The organism is Desulfosporosinus sp. I2 (genome assembly GCF_000960765.1).
GTDB lineage: Bacteria > Bacillota > Desulfitobacteriia > Desulfitobacteriales > Desulfitobacteriaceae > Desulfosporosinus.
Genome location: NZ_JYNH01000004.1, coordinates 1 through 19,544, shown reverse-complemented (window position 1 = coordinate 19,544; position 19,544 = coordinate 1). Strand labels below are relative to the sequence as shown.

Here is a 19,544-nt window from a genome sequence, read left to right as displayed (position 1 = left end):
CTTTACTCCAGGGTTACATCTGCTGGCATACCGGCTTTCAACTGATCTTTGCCTTCAGTAATGCTTATTTTAACAGCATAAACTGTCGTCGTTCGTTCTTCCTTTGTTTGAATGTTCTTCGGAGTAAATTCCGATTGATTGCTAATATATTGAATTTGCCCTTTAAACGTCTTATTAGGGTATGAATCCGCTACAATCGATACCGTCCCACCCATTTTTATCTGACTCAGCTTAGCCCCAGGGATATATATTTTAATCCATAAATCATTAGGATTCAAAATCGTCGCCAGGGTTGTGCCGGGATTGACAACTTGTCCAAATTCGACATTCTGATAGAGTACCTGACCACTTGCAGGACTATTAATAGTAAGTTTGCTTAAACCCAGTTCAGCTGTTTTAACAGACTGAGCCGCAATATCAACGGCCGCTTTCTGAGCTTGAATAGTCGGTTGAGTATACCCCGCTTGCGCTTGGTCCAGACTGGCCTGTGCTACATTTACACCAGCTTGTGCGCCCTGATATTGGGACTTTAAGGTAGCAAGTTTATTTTGCTGAGCATCCACGACCTGTTTACTCATTGCACCACTTTCATACAATTTCTGATCAATGGTCAGAGTATCTTCTTCAAATTTAAGACTTTGTTCCAGAGCGGCCATATTAGCCTTCGCCTGGGTCACCACGTTCTCAAGACGTCGGATTTCCTCCACCCGTGCTCCCCCTAAAAGATCGTTGAGTTTTGCTTGGGCCTGGGTTTGTTGGCTCTTCGCGATATCCAAGGAAATCTTAGCCTGAGTGTCATCTAGTTTAGCAATGATGTCTCCGGTCTTAATGACCTGACCTTCTCTCACTAACAACTCCACGATTCTGCCACCAAGCTCTGGTTGCACTGGAATTTCAGTTCCTTCAATCGTACCAGAATAGGTGTTTGAGTCTGTAGAACGGTTAAAATACCGATTTCCCAAAACCGCCAGAGTAATAAGAACAAGAACTATGAATACGAATCCAACCTTTTTTCTCATGGTTTTCTCCTCCCGCTCCTTGAACATCGCTCCGAAAATCTCCCCGAGGGCTAGAGTTCTCTCATTCTTACTTAAACGAGCAACCCATTTAAAAAAAGCTCAAGCATCTGATCGGCCGCCTCTTCCAAGGTTTCTTCCTGAGGTAACCCAGGGAAAGCGCCATTGAATATCCCGTAAAACAAAGCCATCCCCATAAAACTCCGCATCGTCGGTATAAATGGGAGAGGTCTAAACTCACCTTGTTCGACACCCTTTTCATACCAGGGCTTGATGATACCTATCCCCTGCTCTAGGATCGCTTTAAATAAGGCCTCCCTCACTTCACTGTGGTACTGAGCTTCTGCAAACATAAAGCGAAAAAGACCGTTGTTTTCTTTAATCAGCTCCAGGCGATTCTTGAGAAAACACCTGAAAAATTCAGTAGGGGTGTATTCTCTGTGTTCTTTGTCTAAATTGATTAACCCGACCAGAATCTTTGGTTCTAATACCGCAATTAGTAACTCTTTCTTAGTAGCAAAATGCCTAAAAATGGTCCCTTCAGCGACAGACGCTGCGCGGGCTATTTCTGCTGTGGTAGAACCATTATACCCTTTTTGTGTAAAAATATTGAGCGCTGCTTCGAGAATATCTTGGCGCCGCTCTTCCGCTGTTTTCCTTCTACCATTTTCTATTCGTTTAGTTGCACGATTTGAGTTCATAAGTCCTCCCAATTAAATAAAATTATTACTAATTTCATAATGAGTGATTACTCACTCCTATAATAACAGATTCAACTTTCCTGTCAATCAGGAACTCGAAACTCTTTTTTTTAAATGGATCATCATTGATTTAGAAACGTTTCAATCCTAAAAAAATCCATAAGAGAATACACGACATTGACAATTGTAGAGGTTTAGACTCGTGAGCTGATTAATGCGATTGAGGTTCAGACATCAGACTTTTACCTATCATTTCTGGCGGATAACTGTCGAAAGGAGCCTTTCCACTTTGATTGAAAAGGCTCCCTTTTATAAATAATATTCCATTTATCTCTACTCAGACACTAACCTCTTTACTAGCCTCTAATCTATCCCTAATCCAACTCACAATTTCGGTCGTTGTTGCCCCCGGTGTAAACAAGGCTTCCGCATGACCAGCCTCTACTAGGGTAACAATGTCTTCCTCTGGAATCGTCCCCCCACCCATGAGCAGAATGTCTTCAGCATTCTGCTCTTTGAGCAGTTCCTTAATTCTTGGGAAAATCGTCATATGCGCTCCAGATAGAACGCTGACCCCTATTAAATCGACATCTTCTTGGATCGCCGCTTCCACGAGTTGTTCTGGGGTTTGATGCAATCCGGAATAGATGACTTCCATTCCGGCATCACGCAGTGCGCGGGCTATAACTTTAGCACCTCGGTCATGTCCGTCCAATCCCGGTTTACCCACCAGGACACGTATTCGAGTTTTATTCATCGTCCTTTTCTCCCAACTATCCTAAAATACGGCTTGTTCTCGATACTCTCCGAAGACCTCTTTGAGGACAGCAACCATTTCTCCCTCAGTGGCATAAGCCCGCACGGCGTCCATGATCTTCGGAATCAAATTATCCGTTCCCTGGGCTGCTTCCTTCAAATCCGACAAGGTTGTCTGAACACGGATGTTATCCCGGCTTTGTTTTAAATCCTTAAGCCTGGTTATTTGCGAAAGCTCAACTTCAGGATCAATTTTTAATAAATCAATCTTGTCTTTTCCCTCATTGACAAAGTCATTAATGCCTACAATAATACGCTCATTAGTTTCGATCTCTTTTTGATAGCGATAAGCTGCATCCGCAATTTCTTGCTGGAAGAAGTTCTCCCTAATTGCGCCTAGGACCCCTCCCAATTCATCAATCTTTTGAAAGTACTCTTCAGCCCCTTCCTCCATTTGATTGGTCAAGGTCTCCATAAAATAGGACCCAGCCAACGGATCAATGGTATTTACGACCCCTGTTTCATAGGCAAGCACTTGTTGGGTTCGTAGAGCAATCTGAGCTGCCTTTTCCGAGGGCAACGCCAAAACCTCGTCCATGGAATTGGTATGCAGCGACTGAGTTCCCCCTAGGACGGCGGCCATTGCTTGATACGCTGTGCGCACAATGTTATTTTCTGGTTGGGGGCCCGTTAGAGAACAGCCCGCGGTTTGGGTATGGAAGCGCATCAGTAGACTCTCTTCCTTTTTGGCCCCGTATTTTTCTTTCATATGGCGCGCCCAGATCCGGCGAGCAGCCCGATATTTGGCAATTTCTTCGAAGAAATCCGTGTGGGAATTAAAGAAGAACGACAAACGAGGAGCAAAGTCATCCACATCCAATCCAGCTTTAACCCCTGCTTCGACATAGGCGAAGCCATCAGCGAGCGTGAAGGCTAGTTCTTGAAGAGCGGTCGCCCCTGCCTCTCGAATGTGGTAACCACTGATACTAATGGTATTCCACTTCGGCACATGCTCTTTAGAAAACTTGAAAATATCCGTGATCAGACGCATTGAAGGATCTGGAGGGAAGATCCAAGACTTTTGCGCAATGTATTCCTTTAAAATATCATTTTGAATGGTCCCGGTTAATTTATTGGCTGAGATCCCTTGTTTTTCCGCGGCCACCACATACATAGACCAAATGATGGAGGCGGGTGCATTAATGGTCATTGACGTACTGACCTTATCGAGTGAGATATCCCTAAACAACGTTTCCATGTCTTGCAGTGAATCAATAGCAACACCCACCCGACCAACCTCTCCGTAAGCGCGCGGGTGATCCGAATCATAACCCATAATGGTTGGCATATCGAAGGCCACACTCAAACCCGTTTGGCCCTGACTGAGTAAAAACTTATACCGTTCATTCGATTCTTTGGCCGTGGCAAACCCGGCAAACATCCGCATCGTCCAAAGTCGACCGCGGTACATATTTGAACGGACTCCGCGTGTGTAGGGATACTCCCCCGGATTTCCCAAATCTCGTTCATAATCAATCTCTGCTGTATGCCCTGGTGCATAAAGCGGGTCAATTGGAACACTCGACACTGTAAAGAAGGGGCCTTTCCGCTCCTTTTTGGCGTCATAGTTCGCTTTCCAGCTCAAGAAGTTATTACTCATGCCATTTATCCTCCCTTAAAACCCTTCGCCATAACTCCCCAGCTAATTCATAGGAATCCCCATTTTCTAGATCTCCCCATTTTTCTTGGGCTACTTGCCAAACATTTTCGAACGTTACCTGTAGCCTATCTTTCCAATGGCGCCAAACTTCCTGACGAAGACGTTCCTTACGGCGCTCATCCCTTTGCCCAGACTCCAGCATATACAATTGATGGGCCTCGATCTTTTCTCGCAAAGTCTCCAGCCCGTTTTGGTCAATAACGCTCGTTAGGACGACAGGTGGGCGCCAAGCTTTCCCGTCACAATTTAAGTTTAACATCATCTCAATATCATTCTTCATTCGTTCCGACCCTGGTAAATCTGATTTATTAATCACAAAAACATCGGCGACTTCCATAATCCCTGCTTTAATAGCCTGAATTCCATCCCCGGTCCCCGGGTTAAGTACGACCACGACCGTATCTGCAATTTGCATAATTTCCAGTTCAGATTGGCCGACTCCAACCGTTTCCAAAAGAAGCCGCCCATAGCCTCCACCCTCTAAAATACGCAAGACATCGGACGTGGAACGCGTGACTCCCCCTAAATGTCCACGGGTCCCCATGCTTCGGATAAAGACATCCCGATCTGTCCCATGAGCCTGCATTCGAATCCTATCTCCCAAAATAGCCCCACCAGAATAGGGACTACTAGGATCGACGGCTACAATCCCAACCCTTTCATCCTTACCGCGATAAAGTTTTGTCAAAGCCTCAACTAACGAACTTTTTCCCGCTCCTGGAGGCCCTGTTATTCCTACAACCATCTGTTGTCCAGTTTGTTTTAGGACAGCACGCATAATATACTCTCGCTCAACATCGTCTTCGACCCAAGAAATTAGTTTGGCTGTGGCCCTACGATCTCGGTCAAAGAGGCGTGCCAGCCATTGGTCCAATAGTTCTTTATTCAAAATTCCATCCCTGCCTTTGCCTCTACCCCACGTTGATAAGCATGCCTTTGCTCAGTCATTTCTGTGACTGTATCTGCAATTGCAATAATCTCGGGTGCTGCATAACGTCCAGTCATAACCAAATTGAGGCGAAGGGGTCTATTTCGCACTAAATCTAAGACCTGCTCAACCGATAATAATTTGTAGGCAACTGCAACCAGGATTTCATCAAGTACAATAAGGTCAAACTTATCCTCTTCAAACCATTGTTTGGCAATTTTAATCCCTTCTTGGGCCATCTGAATGTCCACTGGATCTGGATTTTCGTACGAGACAAAGGATTCCTGCCCTGACTGTACCAAGGTAAAGTTGGAAAACAAGTTGGCTATTTTTACTTCTCCGTAGTTCTTACTTCCCTTCATGAATTGAAGAAATCCAACGGTTTGGTTATGTCCAAGCGCTCTCATGCATAGTCCCAAAGACGCTGTGGTCTTGCCTTTGCCATTCCCAGTATAAACCAGTATAAGTCCTGACACCCCTCTTACCCCCTTTCTCTTTAGTTAATTTGTAAACCTTCTGCCTTTTACTTTATAATTGTGAAAACTCAAGTTTCAGAAGGTTACTAGGCCTAATTGTCAAAAGTTTGTCTTCCAAGCGTTAATACAGTGTCTTTGAAGTTTGCCTCCCTTATTTTGGTCTAATTGTAAACATCTTTGATTATTCTATTCCGAATATATTGAATTTTATATGCAATTATTATACCATTGATTATATCATTATGGTTATAATATTCTTTCTTATTTAATGCCAGAGTTGCAGCCTTTTGCCCTTGCGAATCCAAAAATGCCTATATTCTCAATATGTACACGCTTGTTTACTTTTAGAGAAATAGAACTCGCAATCCGCTTTATAGTTACTGACTTCGGAGGCATGTCAACAAATGGATACGTGTATCTTTTTGTTGACATTAAATGTAATTTCGCTTTCTTAGCGTTTTTGTTCGCTATTTCGGTATACTTGCTCATCTTTCTCTATGCTACGCATAAAGCAAGGGACTGTAACAAACTTGTTTTCCAGTTTGCTACAACCCCTTGCTTCTAGTTGAGTCTGTCTTACACCACAGTAACTATTATCAAATTTTTAGACGAAATGGAAAACCCCTTGTAAGAGAATGAGAGCAAAGACGGTTCCCGTCTTCAGGAGGGTAATCGCAAAGATATCTTTATAGGATTGTTTATGCGTGAGACCTGCAATCCCCAAAAGCGTGATGACTGCTCCGTTATGAGGCAAGGTGTCCATTCCCCCGGAAGCCATCGATGCAACACGGTGCAGTAACTGAGGATCGATATTGGCTCTTGTCGCCCAATCCAAGTAGGACTTACCAAACGTGTCTAATGCAATACTCATCCCACCAGAAGCGGAACCAGTCACCCCTGCTAAGACATTGACAGTGACTGCCTCGGACAGTAATGGGCTACCTCCGCCATTAATACCCATTAAGGCGTGAGCAATGGTTTGGAAGCCTGGCAGGGATTTGATAACGTTACCAAAACCGACTTCAGAGGCTGTGTTCATTACTGCGAGTAACGAACCGATAGCACCCATATTGATCGCTTTCGCTAGATTCCCTTTAATCCGGGAAGGATTAATAACCAAGGCAAGAACAATACCAACAACAAGTGCAATCATGAGTGCCCAGTTATTCATGGTTCCCACAACCCCTGCTTTGGCGATGTTATAAGGGGCTTGAGTTACCCATGAGGTGATATTCCAACTCGGGAAAACGAGCTTTTGCAAAATGAGAGTAACCGCGAGTACCGAAATCAACGGTAGGGTCGCTAATATTGGGTTAGGCAAGTTACGATCATCTACCATTTCAGGTTCGTTCTTATGATCTGTCCCGTACCCTTCTCCTGCTGCTTGAGCCGTACGTTTACGCCACTCCAAATATGCAATGCCACACACTAAAACGATAATAGCACCTAAGGTTCCAAAGATGGGGGCGGCATAAAGATCGGTGTTAAAAAATTTCATTGGGATCGAGTTCTGAATCTGAGGAGTCCCCGGAAGAGCATCCATCGTAAATGTGAAGGCCCCTAAGGCGATTGTTGCCGGAACCAGTCGTTTAGGTATATCTGCTTCTTTAAAGATCGAAGCCGCAAACGGATAGACAGCAAACGCTACTACAAAAAGACTTACCCCACCATACGTGAGAATCGCTGCGGACAAAACCACGGAAAGCATTGCTTGTTTCTTCCCCAGTTTATTGACAATAGCTTTAGCAATTGCTTTAGCTGCACCCGATTCTTCCATCACTTTGCCGAACACGGCTCCGAGCAGGAAGAATGGAAAGTAAACTTTCAGATAGTTTGCAAGATTGGGCAGGAATATTTCCGTATACGTTGGCATAATTGCCATTCCCGAAAATATGGCCGCTAGTATTGCAAAAACAGGAGCGAAGAAGATGACCGAAAAGCCGCGATAAGCCATGAACATTAAAAGGCCTAAGCTCAAGAGAATTCCTAAAACCGCCATTATTACCCCTCCAATAACTTTTTTCTTTTCTTCTGGTCTTTTAAATCATCTTTTGTTGGTGATTACCTCTCGACAATCAGAGCAGTACCCTGTCCTCCCCCGATGCATAAGGTGGCGAGACCTCGTTTAACATCTCTCCGCTTCATTTCGTACAAGAGCGTTACGAGAATTCGTGTCCCACTGGCACCAATCGGATGACCTAAAGCAATTGCCCCACCATTAACATTGGTTTGATCAGTTTTTAGTTGCAGTTCTCGGGCAACTGCGATCGTTTGAGCAGCAAAGGCTTCATTGGCTTCTACCAGATCAATATCCTCGATGGTGAGCCCGGCCTTGGACAATGCCTTGCGGCTGGCCGGAATCGGACCAGTACCCATAATTTTAGGATCCACACCAGCGGAAGCAAACGATACGATGGAAGCCAGCGGTTGTAACCCTAATTCAAGGGCCTTTTCCTTCGACATTATGACAACTGCGGCAGCTCCGTCATTAATACCCGAAGCGTTCCCCGCCGTCACTGTTCCCTCCTTTTTAAAAGCTGTACGCAGTTTGGTCAGTGAGTCTAAGGTTGTGCCATGCTTGGGAAATTCGTCTTTATTGAAGACGATGGGTTCTCCCTTACGCTGTGGAATCAAGACAGGAACAATCTCTTCGTCAAAAGCACTGGACTTCATGGCTGCTTCTGCCCGGTTTTGACTCAGCAGCGCATAAGCGTCTTGTTCAGCACGGGAAATTTCAAACTGCTCCGCAATGTTTTCTGCTGTAATCCCCATGTGAATCTCATCGAAGGCATCCATTAACCCATCCCTAAGAATGGTATCAATCATAGTGCCATTTCCCAAGCGATAACCCGTACGAGCCTTTTCCAGGACATACGGTGCCATTGACATACTTTCCATTCCACCAGCAACAATGATCTCGGCATCGCCGGTCATAATGGCCTGAGCAGCACTCTCAACCGATTTAAGCCCGGATCCACAAAGCTTATTGAGGGTCCATGAAGGTACTTCCTGAGGAATACCCGCCTTGATGGCGGCCTGGCGAGCAGGATTTTGTCCTAAGCCCGCTTGCAAGACATTTCCCATAATCACTTCGTCCACCTGTTCGGGCGATACACCAGCACGTCGCAGGGCTTCTTTAATGACCAGTGCCCCTAATTCGACCGCCGGAATCTGTCCCAACGATCCACCAAACGAGCCAATCGGCGTACGAACAGCACTTACAATCACAACTTCTTTCATGTCCCATCCTCCTTGAGTATCATTTAAATGAAACTTCCACCATTGATATCCAGCACTGCACCTGTGATATAGGCCGAAGAATCTGAGGCTAAAAACAAGGCTGCATCCGCTACTTCTTTCGGTTCAGCAAAACGCCCCACTGGAATCGAAGCGATCAGTGCCTTTAACTGCTCTTCAGGGTATTTATTCATCATGTCCGTATTGATATATCCTGGCGCTAAGGCATTACAGGTAATTCCTTTACTTACATTTTCGACAGCTGTCACTTTGGTTAAACCAATCAATCCAGCTTTGGAAGTTGCGTAATACCCTGTCCCAAAGATCCCTATACGAGCAGTAAGCGAGGAAAGATTAACAATTCGTCCGTATCCTTGCGTGCGCATGGACGGCAACACCGCTTTAGTACAGATAAAAGGTCCAGTCAAGTTGACCGCCATGACAGCCTCCCAGTTCGTGAGAACCCCTTTGTGAAGAAGTCCATCCCGATTGATTCCGGCGTTATTGACAAGGATATCTACTTTTCCGAACCGTTCGATAATTTTTCCCACCATGCTGTTTACTTCGTCTTCTTTACTGACATCTGCTAGGAAAAGCTCTGCCTCTACTCCAAGTTTCCGGAGTTCCTCGACAGTTTCCAGCGCCTTGACCTCATTAAACGAAATATCATTGACCGCAATTTTTGCTCCTTCTTGGGCAAAAGTAAGAGCGATGGCTTTGCCAATCCCTTGACCGCTTCCCGTGATTAAGGCAACTCTGTCTTTAATTTTCATTTTGCTGCACACCTTTCATTCAGTTCATCACCGATTCTCATCAGTTCCGGATAAAACAGTTTGGAGTCCATTGTTTTTAACGATTCCGAAATAATGGGTGTAAAATCCATCAAATCTAAAATGTCTTTTTGAAGATCGACGCCTGGGGCAATTTCTTCAAGCACAAGCCCTTGTTCGCCGAGTCTAAACACGGCTCTTTCAGTCACAAACAACACCGTCTGACCTTTCTTGCTGGCATAGTTTCCACTGAAGGTGATATGCTCAACCTCTTGAATCAGCTTAGAAATTTTTCCCTCTTGAAGGAGGACGAGCTTCCCTTCCTTAACTTCTACCTTTAAGCCATTGGCAGTAAAGGTCCCACAAAAGATTACTTTTTTAGCAGTTTGAGAGATATTGATAAACCCACCTGCCCCAGCAATGCGCGTCCCAAACCGACTGACGTTGACATTACCTTGTCTGTCCAACTGAGCCATCCCCAGAACTGTGATGTCCAAACCTCCGCCATCGTAAAAATCAAACTGATACGGTTGATCCACTATACAGTCCGGATTAAAACTGGCTCCAAAACTTGCCCCTCCAGCAGGGACTCCTCCTATCGGACCAGATTCCACGGTTAGGACGAATTGGTCTAAGACCCCTTCTTCCGCAGCCACTGACGCGACCCCTTCAGGCACTCCAATTCCTAAATTCACGATGGCTTCCGGGGTTACTTCCATAAAAGCTCTTCGGGCAATAATCTTACGCTCATCAAGGGGAATTGCTTTGAGTTCGGTTAAGGGAAAGCGTATTTCTCCGCTGTAGGAGGGATTATATTGCTCGCCAAACGACTGCATGTGGAACTCAGGTCGGCTGGCGATCACCACGGCATCCACTAAAATACCAGGAATCTGGACATCTCTGGCCTTGATACTTCCCGCTTGAACAACACGTTCCACCTGTACAATCACGATACCGCCACTGTTTTTTACCGCTTGGGCAATCGAGAGGCCTTCTAAGGTGAGTGCTTCTCGTTCAAACGAGATATTCCCGAATTCATCGGCCGACGTTCCTCGTATCAGGGCTACGTCGATCGGGAAGGAATGATAGAGGAGATACTCCTTACCCCCAAAACTGGTAAGCTCCACCAAATCTTCCTGGGTGACTTGATTCAGTTTTCCTCCGCCATTACGGGGATCGACAAAGGTCTCCAAGCCAATATGGGTTAACGACCCCGGGTTACCGGCTGCAATATCTCGGAAGAGATGGGTAATCACCCCCTGAGGAAAATTATAGGCTTCAATTTTATTTTCAACCGCCATCTTCCCTAACTTAGGCGCTAGGTTCCAGTGCCCACCCACGACGCGTTTGATCAGACCCTCATGCGCCAAATGGTTCATGCCACGATCCTTGCCATCTCCCTGTCCAGCTGCATACACCAGGGATAAATTTCGGGGTGTACCCGTCTCGACAAATCTTTTTTCCAAAGCGCTCGTCAATTCTTCTGGGTGTCCAATGCTTACAAATCCATCGATGGCGACCATGCTACCGTCCTTGATTAACGCCATCGCTTCATCCGCCGTCAAAATCGCCTTCTTCATCTATTTCCCCCCTGTCTAACTTTTAAGGTATCCGGCATCATTCGAGGCCTCGCCGAGCCAGTCACCTTTTACTGCCTCATGTAGAGATGTCGAAATTTGCGGACAATGTAGATATAAGCAATATCCATGCCAAACACAAGAAAAACAGAAAAAGCTTAAGTTCTCTGAGTTTTTCCACTATACCTCAAAATTAAGCAGCGAGTAACATGTAGCAAATTAGCTACATGTTACTCGCTGCTTTCGACAAAAGTCCTGTATTTCTCTGTATTTTATTTAATTGTTGCGTTATTGCAACACGTATCGATAGCGCTACACTCAAAAGTGTCTTATAATTTCTCAGCTAAGCCTTGTAATGTTGAGCCGTTTCTCAACAATAACTGATTGCAATGTTTTTAAAAAAAATATGACCAAGACCCAAAGTCTAATGACACTCCGGATCTTGGTGGTGTGTTTTCAACGCGTGTTAAACTTCAATTTAAGACTCCCTCTATTTTAGATAAAACCGATGATGCTTTGGAGGAAAATGAGGATAAAGCAAGACACAACCGGTATCAACAGGGACGTGACAAAAATGTCTTTATACGAGTCTTTATGCGTTAAGCCAACGATTCCCAACAGCGTGATAACTGCCCCATTATGAGGCATGGTATCCATCCCGCCTGAGGCTACGCTCGCAACTCTGTGCAGGAGTTCGGGGTTGACATTGACCCTATTCGCCCATTCTAAATATTGTTTCCCAAAGGTATCTAACGCAATACTCATGCCACCAGAGGCAGAGCCTGTAATACCAGCCAGGACATTAACCGTAACTGCTTCGGAAGGTAGCGGACTGCCGTTTTGCCCAATGCCTAATAAGAAATCAGCAATCGTCTTAAAACCAGGTAGAGTTTTGATAACGTTGCCATAACCAACTTCAGAGGCAGTATTCATGACAGCTAACAAAGAGCCGATTGCTCCGGCGTTGATCGCTTTAGCGAGATTTCCTTTCATGGTTTTAGGATTGATTAGGACTGCAATCGTTATTCCTACTACGAGAGCAATGATCAAGGCCCAGTTATTCATGGTTCCGACAACTCCAGCTTTCGCAATATTATAAGGTGCTTGAGTAACCCAATCTGTGATATTCCAAGCTGGAAAAATAAACTTTTGCAAAAATAGCGTGACCACTAAGACGGATAGCAAGGGCAATAAAGCCAGATAGGGATTAGGGAGGTGTTTGTCAGGAACTTGATCAGGCTCCTGAAGAGTATGCTGACCATAGCCTTCTCCTGCAGCAATAGCTTGCCGTTTGCGATATTCCAACCAGTACAGACCTGCTCCAAAGATCATCAGGGCAGCTAGCGTACCAAACACTGGTGCAGCATACAAATCCGTGTTGAAAAACTTCATGGGAATCGCGTTTTGGATCTGTGGGGTACCAGGGATGGATGTCATAGTGAACGTAAAAGCACCTAGAGCGATCGTTCCTGGTAAAAGTCGCTTTGGAATATTTGCTTCTCTAAATAAGGAAGCTCCGAAGGGATAAACAGCAAAAGCAACTACAAAAAGGCTAACCCCTCCATAAGTAAGAATGGCTGCTGATAAGACCACTGACAAAATTGCCTGTTTTGGTCCAAGTTTATTTACAATTGCTTTAGCGATCGACTCAGCTGCCCCGGATTCTTCCATGACTTTCCCGAAAACGGCACCGAGTAGGAAGAATGGGAAATAGACCTTAACATAATTCGCCAGATTAGGGAGAAATACTTCTGTATAGGTTGGCATTAGAGCCATGCCCGAGAGTACGGCTGCCAACAACGCAAAGACTGGCGCAAAAAAGATAACGGAAAAACCACGGTAAGCCATGTACATCAGCAAAATCAAACTCAAGATAATTCCAAGAACCGCCAATAAAATACACCTCCAATTTAATTATGTTCGCGACTAACATTTTGCAATTGCAAAACCAGCTTTTCTTTAATCACCCCCCTTCTTAATTTAAAAGTGGTCAAAATCCTTGTCACGTCTATGGATCTAAAATAATTTCCTTTTTACTCTATCCTTCAATGAAGCGCTAAGGCTCCATTAAAGACCACGTACTCCCGTCCTTTACCCTATCAAATATTTCAAATATAAACTCCGCCATTAATATCGAGCACCGCCCCCGTGATATAGGAGGAGGAGTCTGAAGCAAGGAAAAGGGCTGCGTCCGCTACTTCTTCCGGTTCAGCAAAACGTCCCACCGGGATCTTTGAGATTAGTGCTTTTAATTGATCGTCAGGGTATTTATTCATCATGTCCGTATTGATATAGCCTGGCGCCAAGGCATTACAGGTAATTCCTTTAGTCGCATTTTCAACAGCCGTGACTTTTGTTAAGCCAATCAACCCAGCTTTTGAAGTAGCATAGTAGCCCGTTCCAAAGATTCCTATGCGGGCTGTCAGCGACGAAAGATTGACAATTCGTCCATATTCCTGCGCGCGCATGGACGGAAGCACTGCTTTCGTACAGATAAACGGTCCGGTTAGATTGACCGCCATAACCGCCTCCCAGTTGGCTAGATTTCCTTTATGAAGCAGTCCATCCCGATTGATCCCAGCGTTATTGACGAGAATATCCACCCGCCTGAACCGGGCAATAATTTTTTCCACCATGTTGCTCACGTTGTCTTCTTGACTGACATCCGCGAGGAAAAGCTCAGCTTCCACCCCTAGTTTTCGGAGTTCCTCGACGGTTTCTAGTGCCTTTGCCTCATTAAACTTAATATCATTGACCGCGATCTTAGCGCCTTCACGGGCAAACTTGAGAGCAATGGCCTTACCGATCCCTTGACCGCTTCCTGTAATTAAAGCAACTCTATCGTTTATCTTCATCTTGTTACACTTCTTTCACTAAGTTCTTCGCCAGTTTCATGAGTTCTGGATAAAACAGTTTGGAATCCATTGTTTTTAATGATTCCGAGATAATGGGCGTAAAATCCATCAGATCTAAGATGTTTCTTTGAAGATCAATACCCGGGGCAATTTCATCAAGCACTAGACCATGTTCTCCTAAGGAAAAAACGGCCCTTTCCGTAACATATAGCACCCTCTGCCCTTTCTTTCGCGCATAATTCCCACTGAATGTGATATGCTCAACATCTTGAATTAGCTTAGAGATTTTCCCCTCGTGTAGGATGACGAGTTTGCCCTCCTTAACCTCGACCTCTGCTCCGTTGGCTGTGAAGGATCCACAAAAAATAACGTTTTTAGCAGTTTGAGAGATGTTGATAAACCCACCTGCCCCAGCAATGCGCGTCCCAAACCGACTGACGTTGACATTACCTTGTCTGTCCAACTGAGCCATCCCCAGAACTGTGATGTCCAAACCTCCGCCATCGTAAAAATCAAACTGATACGGTTGATCCACAATACAGTCCGGATTAAAACTGGCTCCAAAACTTGCCCCTCCAGCAGGGACTCCTCCTATCGGACCAGATTCCACGGTTAGGACGAATTGGTCTAAGACCCCTTCTTCCGCAGCCACTGACGCGACCCCTTCAGGCACTCCAATTCCTAAATTCACGATGGCTTCCGGGGTTACTTCCATAAAAGCTCTTCGGGCAATAATCTTACGCTCATCAAGGGGAATTGCTTTGAGTTCGGTTAAGGGAAAGCGTATTTCTCCGCTGTAGGAGGGATTATATTGCTCGCCAAACGACTGCATGTGGAACTCAGGTCGGCTGGCGATCACCACGGCATCCACTAAAATACCAGGAATCTGGACATCTCTGGCCTTGATACTTCCCGCTTGAACAACACGTTCCACCTGTACAATCACGATACCGCCACTGTTTTTTACCGCTTGGGCAATCGAGAGGCCTTCTAGGGTGAGTGCTTCTCGTTCAAACGAGATATTGCCGAATTCATCAGCCGACGTTCCTCGTATCAAGGCTACGTCGATCGGGAAGGAATGATAGAGGAGATACTCCTTACCCCTAAAACTGGTAAGCTCCACCAAATCTTCCTGGGTGACTTGATTCAGTTTTCCTCCGCCATTACGGGGATCGACAAAGGTCTCCAAGCCAATATGGGTTAACGACCCCGGGTTACCGGCTGCAATATCTCGGAAGAGATGGGTAATCACCCCCTGAGGAAAATTATAGGCTTCAATTTTATTTTCAACCGCCATCTTCCCTAACTTAGGCGCTAGGTTCCAGTGCCCACCCACGACGCGTTTGATCAGACCCTCATGCGCCAAATGGTTCATGCCACGATCCTTGCCATCTCCCTGTCCAGCTGCATACACCAGGGATAAATTTCGGGGTGTACCCGTCTCGACAAATCTTTTTTCCAAAGCGGTCGTCAATTCTTCTGGGTGTCCAATGCTTACAAATCCATCGACGGCGACCATACTTCCGTCTTTAATCAAGGCAATCGCTTCCTCTGCTGTCAAGACTGCTTTCTTCATTTCTCACCCTCCTGTCTTACCCTCTCCAGGAATTGTTGAATCTCAAGCACTGCCTTCATTTCTTATTAACAGAAAAATCTAAATTTACGAATAATTTATTACTAAGCAAGATTTATGCCAAGATTTATAAAACCCCTGAAGGCCTTATCCTTCAGGGGTTTCATTATACAAAGGCTGTGCTTTAAGAGTCGCATAAATGTAGCTAAAAAGCTACATTTATGCGACTCTTAAACGTGAAAGCTCTCTCTATTCCTGATTTTAGGATTAGTGTAGCGATTTTGCAACCCGTCGCAAAATCGCTACACTAATCCTTCACTATCCGTTCCAGCTAAGCCGTATTTCTCCATTTTCCGGTAGAGGTTGGTTCGATGAATTCCTAAGATCTCCGCGGCATTCGTTTTATTTCCACCCGTTGTCTTCATGGCCTTTATTATGGCCTTACGCTCTGCCTCTGCTAGTTCTAGAGCTAACGGTTGCAGGGCTGTGTTTCCACGACGTCCCTCTAAGTCTTGAAGATATAAGGGAAGATCCTTAAGCTGAATCATACCCCCTTCCGCCACATTGATCGCTCTTTCAAGCGCATTTTGAAGTTCACGAACGTTCCCGGGCCAGGCGTAAAGCTGAAATAGTTCAACAACCCAACGATCGAGCTTTCTTAAGGATAGTCCCAGTTCGTGTTGGAATTTCGCCAAGAGGTGTTCGCTTAAAAGCATGACATCCCCCTCTCGCTCTCGTAAAGGCGGAATCGTCACTGTAAAGACATTGAGTCGATAATAAAGATCCCGGCGAAACTCCCCTTCCCCAATCATTTTTTCCAAGTCTCGATGCGTGGCAGCAATAACCCTTATGTCCAGCTGCTGCAAGCGATTGCTGCCAACTCGTTCGACTTCTTTCTCCTGTAAGATCCGTAACACTTTGGCTTGCATAGCAAGCGGAAGGTCGCCGATCTCATCTAAAAAGATAGTCCCTCGGTTAGCCAATTCGAATTTTCCGGGTTTGCCCCCCTTCTTAGCCCCGGTAAAGGCCCCTTCCTCATATCCGAAAAGTTCTGCCTCCAAAAGTTCCGCCGGAATTGCTCCACAATTCACTCGCACAAATGGTTGGTCATGGCGCGTACTCGCGGCGTGAATGGCATGCGCAAAGAGCTCTTTACCTGTTCCACTCTCCCCACGCAAAAGGACGGTCGCCTTCCCGTGAGCCGCCCTTTCTGCCAGACCTTTCGTCCGAAGAATGGCTGGGCTTTGACCAATAATATTACTAAATGTGTAGCGGTATTTCTGATAGTGTTTTAATTCTTTCTCATAAAATTTAAGCTTGTTCTCCAATAAATCCAACTTTTCCGCTAATGTTCGAAGTTCCCGGACATCGCGAAACATAACCTTCCCCACTGCACCAATAATTTTCCCTTCTTCTCTCAAAGGAAGGCGCATCACCATGGCTTCTTTACCATTAATGACCATGACCTCTCCGATTTCTGCTTCTCCAGTCTGGGCAACAATGTGCATGCGACTATTCGGGAGAACATCAGTACAGTATTGCCCTATCGCGTCCTCTTGCTCAATATTAAGGAACCGACAGTAGCTCTTCGTAATCCGGGTAATAAAGCCGTTCGAGTCGACCACCATAACGCCGTCATAGGCCTGTTCAAAAATACTTTCCAAGCTCGTCAGGCTAGTTTGCGTATTATCTAAACGAGATAAGACACTTTGTAATTCACTGCCATCCTGAAAAACTGCCACCGCACCGATTGTTTCTCCGGCTTGATTTATCGGAGAACGGTTCGTAATAAACATCCGCTCTCCGATGAACAGTTGTTCAGAATTGGATTTTCCATCCTGAATCACGCTGTTAAGTTTAGAATTTGGAATCAGATCAATTATTTTCTTACCAAGAATACCTTCTACGTCTAATCCCATAAAATTTGCCGCAGTTATGTTACAATAACAGACTATATCCTGATCATCAATCACAATGATGCCAGCATTAATTGCTTGAAAAATTCGATTTAGTTTTATGATTTGGTGAGACTCCATTCCAATTTCCCTCCTGTTTACGGATATTCGTTTGGCCGTCCTATACTATTGTAAATCAAATTCATTCTTTATTAAGACTTTATCTGGCAGCGGGAGTTGAAAAACGTTTTGTAGCCTAACTGTACGAAAAGGAGTACCGTCAATGAAACACTGCCAACAATACCCAGCATCACTGCGATTTGATACTCAATTGCCACAACGGGCGAAGCCCCGCCAAGAATTTGACCGGTCATCATGCCCGGTAAAAAGACGATGCCCATCCCAACCATGGAATTAATCGTTGGCAGCATTGCGGCATCAAACGCATTATTCACAATCTGCTTAGAGGCCATTTTTGGTGTCGCACCAAGAATCAAAGCCGCTTCTACAAGTTGTTTATGGGTCGTCATTCCTTCTACAAGCGTTTTAACGCCAAGGGAGATGCCCGTCATCGAATTGCCAATAATCATGCCTGCGATCGGAATGACATATCTCGGCTCGTACCAAGGGGACACCTGCAATACTACAAGAACGAAATAGATCAGACTGACGAGGATGCCCAAAGTCATGGAAAGGGCGATAATCTTTTTTATCTCAGGTGACAACGGCGATTTGGTCCGGTTAAAGATGTTATAGATGGAGAAGATGAGCATAATGGCGGTAATAACGAGGGCATAAAAGGGATGGCTATGTTCGAAAACATAAGCAAGTATATAACCGACAAGTACCAGTTGAATCGTCATCCGCAGAGAAGAAATTAGAATTTCTTTTTCTCTCGGAATCCCTTTGAGTCTAACAATGAGGATGAGCAAAAGAATAAAAATATATGCCGCTGTCAATTGCCAAATCGACAAGTCGATGCTTCCTTGCATGGCTAGCCCTCCCTTGTTACAATTTTGCCTTTCTTGATTTCAACGACATGCTCGGCAAAGGCTTGAACTACAGCTCTGGAGTGGGTGACCATAATCATAGTTTTGTTTAAGCGCTTGACATGGTGGACCAGTTGTTCCATCACAAATTGAGTCGTCTCTTCATCTAGTGCGGAGGAGGGTTCATCCAGAAGGAAAACTTGCGGTCCCAGTAACAGTACTCTTGCCATGGCTAAACGTTGTTTCTCCCCTCCGGATAAGGAATTGGAATCTTGTGAAAGATCTTTAGGCAATCGAACAATTTTCAAAACATCCAGCAGTTGACCATCCTCTACTGGCGGCTTTTCGCAAAACTTAAATCCAATCAACAAGTTATCTCTTACCGTTCCTTCAAAAATTGCCGGCATCTGCGAAAGCATCATGACTTTCCGTCTTAATTCAACCGGATCCCACTTAGATAGGGGTGTATTCTGAAACCAGATTTCCCCTTCATCACAGCTGATTAAATGGTTTAAAAGCCTTAACAGCGTGGTTTTACCACTTCCGCTTTCCCCCACGATGCAGGTGATTCTATGCTCATGAATGTCCAGTTCGACGATATCTAAAATTTCTTTATATTTCAAACCACGCAGTGTAAACATATGCGCCAACCACTTCCTTACTATATTTCACTCGTCTTTTATCTCTTTAAAAAGTTCATAGGCTTTCTTTTTTGCTTCCAGTAATACTTTGCTACCTCTCTCAGTTGTTTTGTAGTACTTTCGGATTTTCCCCTCTACATTCTTATCTTCTTTTTCCAGCAAACCAGCAGATTCCATGGTGTGTAGAAGGGGATACAGAGTCCCTGCGCTTAAATGATATCTGTGCTCTTGAAGTTCCTCTAACATCCAAGAACCGAAAATAGCCTCTTTTTGGGCATGATGGAGGATGTGAATCTGAATAAACCCTAAGAATAGTTTTCGATAGATTTGCTCTTCCACTTACATCACCTATAATCATTATTTGATATCATATATCAATATCGGTATTTGATATCATCTTAACATCATTT

Annotated in this window: 17 protein-coding genes; all 17 read right to left on the bottom strand. The window is 44.9% G+C overall.

Going from position 1 to position 19,544, the window contains the following annotated elements; all coding sequences use genetic code 11:
• Nucleotides 1-2 precede the first annotated feature (2 nt).
• The gene (locus tag UF75_RS01940; protein WP_045572918.1) at nt 3-1,019 is read right to left on the bottom strand and encodes an HlyD family efflux transporter periplasmic adaptor subunit; all 1,017 of its coding nucleotides are present in this window, start codon (nt 1,017-1,019) and stop codon (nt 3-5) included.
• 71 nt (nt 1,020-1,090) lie between these two features.
• Entirely contained in the window at nt 1,091-1,717 is a 627-nt protein-coding gene (locus UF75_RS01935) for a TetR/AcrR family transcriptional regulator (RefSeq protein WP_045572917.1), read from the bottom strand.
• A gap of 337 nt (nt 1,718-2,054) precedes the next feature.
• Entirely contained in the window at nt 2,055-2,474 is a 420-nt protein-coding gene (locus UF75_RS01930) for a cobalamin B12-binding domain-containing protein (RefSeq protein ID WP_045572916.1), read from the bottom strand.
• 21 nt (nt 2,475-2,495) lie between these two features.
• Nucleotides 2,496-4,133, bottom strand: coding sequence for a methylmalonyl-CoA mutase family protein (locus tag UF75_RS01925; protein WP_045572915.1), 1,638 nt, complete (start codon nt 4,131-4,133; stop codon nt 2,496-2,498).
• Complete coding sequence (gene meaB, locus UF75_RS01920) at nt 4,126-5,082, bottom strand: methylmalonyl Co-A mutase-associated GTPase MeaB (RefSeq protein WP_045572914.1); 957 nt, start codon at nt 5,080-5,082, stop codon at nt 4,126-4,128. The genes UF75_RS01925 and meaB overlap by 8 nt, the downstream gene beginning before the upstream one ends.
• A complete protein-coding gene (locus UF75_RS01915; protein ID WP_045572913.1) occupies nt 5,079-5,597 on the bottom strand; it encodes a cob(I)yrinic acid a,c-diamide adenosyltransferase in 519 nt (172 codons plus the stop codon). Before UF75_RS01915 ends, meaB begins: the two co-directional genes overlap by 4 nt.
• A 604-nt stretch (nt 5,598-6,201) precedes the next feature.
• Nucleotides 6,202-7,596 carry a GntP family permease gene (locus UF75_RS01910; RefSeq protein ID WP_045572912.1) on the bottom strand — a complete coding sequence of 465 codons (1,395 nt, stop codon included), beginning with the start codon at nt 7,594-7,596 and terminating at the stop codon, nt 6,202-6,204.
• A gap of 62 nt (nt 7,597-7,658) precedes the next feature.
• The gene (locus tag UF75_RS01905) at nt 7,659-8,837 is read right to left on the bottom strand and encodes an acetyl-CoA C-acetyltransferase (RefSeq protein WP_045572911.1); all 1,179 of its coding nucleotides are present in this window, start codon (nt 8,835-8,837) and stop codon (nt 7,659-7,661) included.
• Between the two features lie 23 nt (nt 8,838-8,860).
• Entirely contained in the window at nt 8,861-9,607 is a 747-nt protein-coding gene (gene fabG / locus UF75_RS01900; protein ID WP_045572910.1) for a 3-oxoacyl-ACP reductase FabG, read from the bottom strand.
• Nucleotides 9,604-11,184 carry an acyl CoA:acetate/3-ketoacid CoA transferase gene (locus UF75_RS01895; protein ID WP_045572909.1) on the bottom strand — a complete coding sequence of 527 codons (1,581 nt, stop codon included), beginning with the start codon at nt 11,182-11,184 and terminating at the stop codon, nt 9,604-9,606. Before UF75_RS01895 ends, fabG (UF75_RS01900) begins: the two co-directional genes overlap by 4 nt.
• Nucleotides 11,185-11,676: 492 nt before the next feature.
• The gene (locus UF75_RS01890; RefSeq protein WP_045572908.1) at nt 11,677-13,074 is read right to left on the bottom strand and encodes a GntP family permease; all 1,398 of its coding nucleotides are present in this window, start codon (nt 13,072-13,074) and stop codon (nt 11,677-11,679) included.
• A gap of 215 nt (nt 13,075-13,289) precedes the next feature.
• The gene (fabG, locus tag UF75_RS01885) at nt 13,290-14,036 is read right to left on the bottom strand and encodes a 3-oxoacyl-ACP reductase FabG (protein ID WP_045572907.1); all 747 of its coding nucleotides are present in this window, start codon (nt 14,034-14,036) and stop codon (nt 13,290-13,292) included.
• 4 nt (nt 14,037-14,040) lie between these two features.
• Entirely contained in the window at nt 14,041-15,612 is a 1,572-nt protein-coding gene (locus UF75_RS01880; RefSeq protein WP_045572906.1) for an acyl CoA:acetate/3-ketoacid CoA transferase, read from the bottom strand.
• A 299-nt stretch (nt 15,613-15,911) separates the two neighbouring features.
• On the bottom strand, nt 15,912-17,645 hold the full coding sequence (locus UF75_RS01875) for a sigma-54-dependent Fis family transcriptional regulator (protein WP_045572905.1): 1,734 nt from the start codon (nt 17,643-17,645) through the stop codon (nt 15,912-15,914).
• A gap of 71 nt (nt 17,646-17,716) precedes the next feature.
• Nucleotides 17,717-18,496, bottom strand: coding sequence for an iron export ABC transporter permease subunit FetB (gene fetB / locus UF75_RS01870; protein WP_045572904.1), 780 nt, complete (start codon nt 18,494-18,496; stop codon nt 17,717-17,719).
• Nucleotides 18,497-18,498: 2 nt separating this feature from the next.
• Complete coding sequence (locus UF75_RS01865; protein ID WP_045572903.1) at nt 18,499-19,134, bottom strand: ABC transporter ATP-binding protein; 636 nt, start codon at nt 19,132-19,134, stop codon at nt 18,499-18,501.
• 27 nt (nt 19,135-19,161) lie between these two features.
• Nucleotides 19,162-19,473 (bottom strand): PadR family transcriptional regulator, encoded by a 312-nt coding sequence (locus UF75_RS01860; protein WP_045572902.1) that lies wholly within the window; start codon nt 19,471-19,473, stop codon nt 19,162-19,164.
• Nucleotides 19,474-19,544 lie beyond the last annotated feature (71 nt).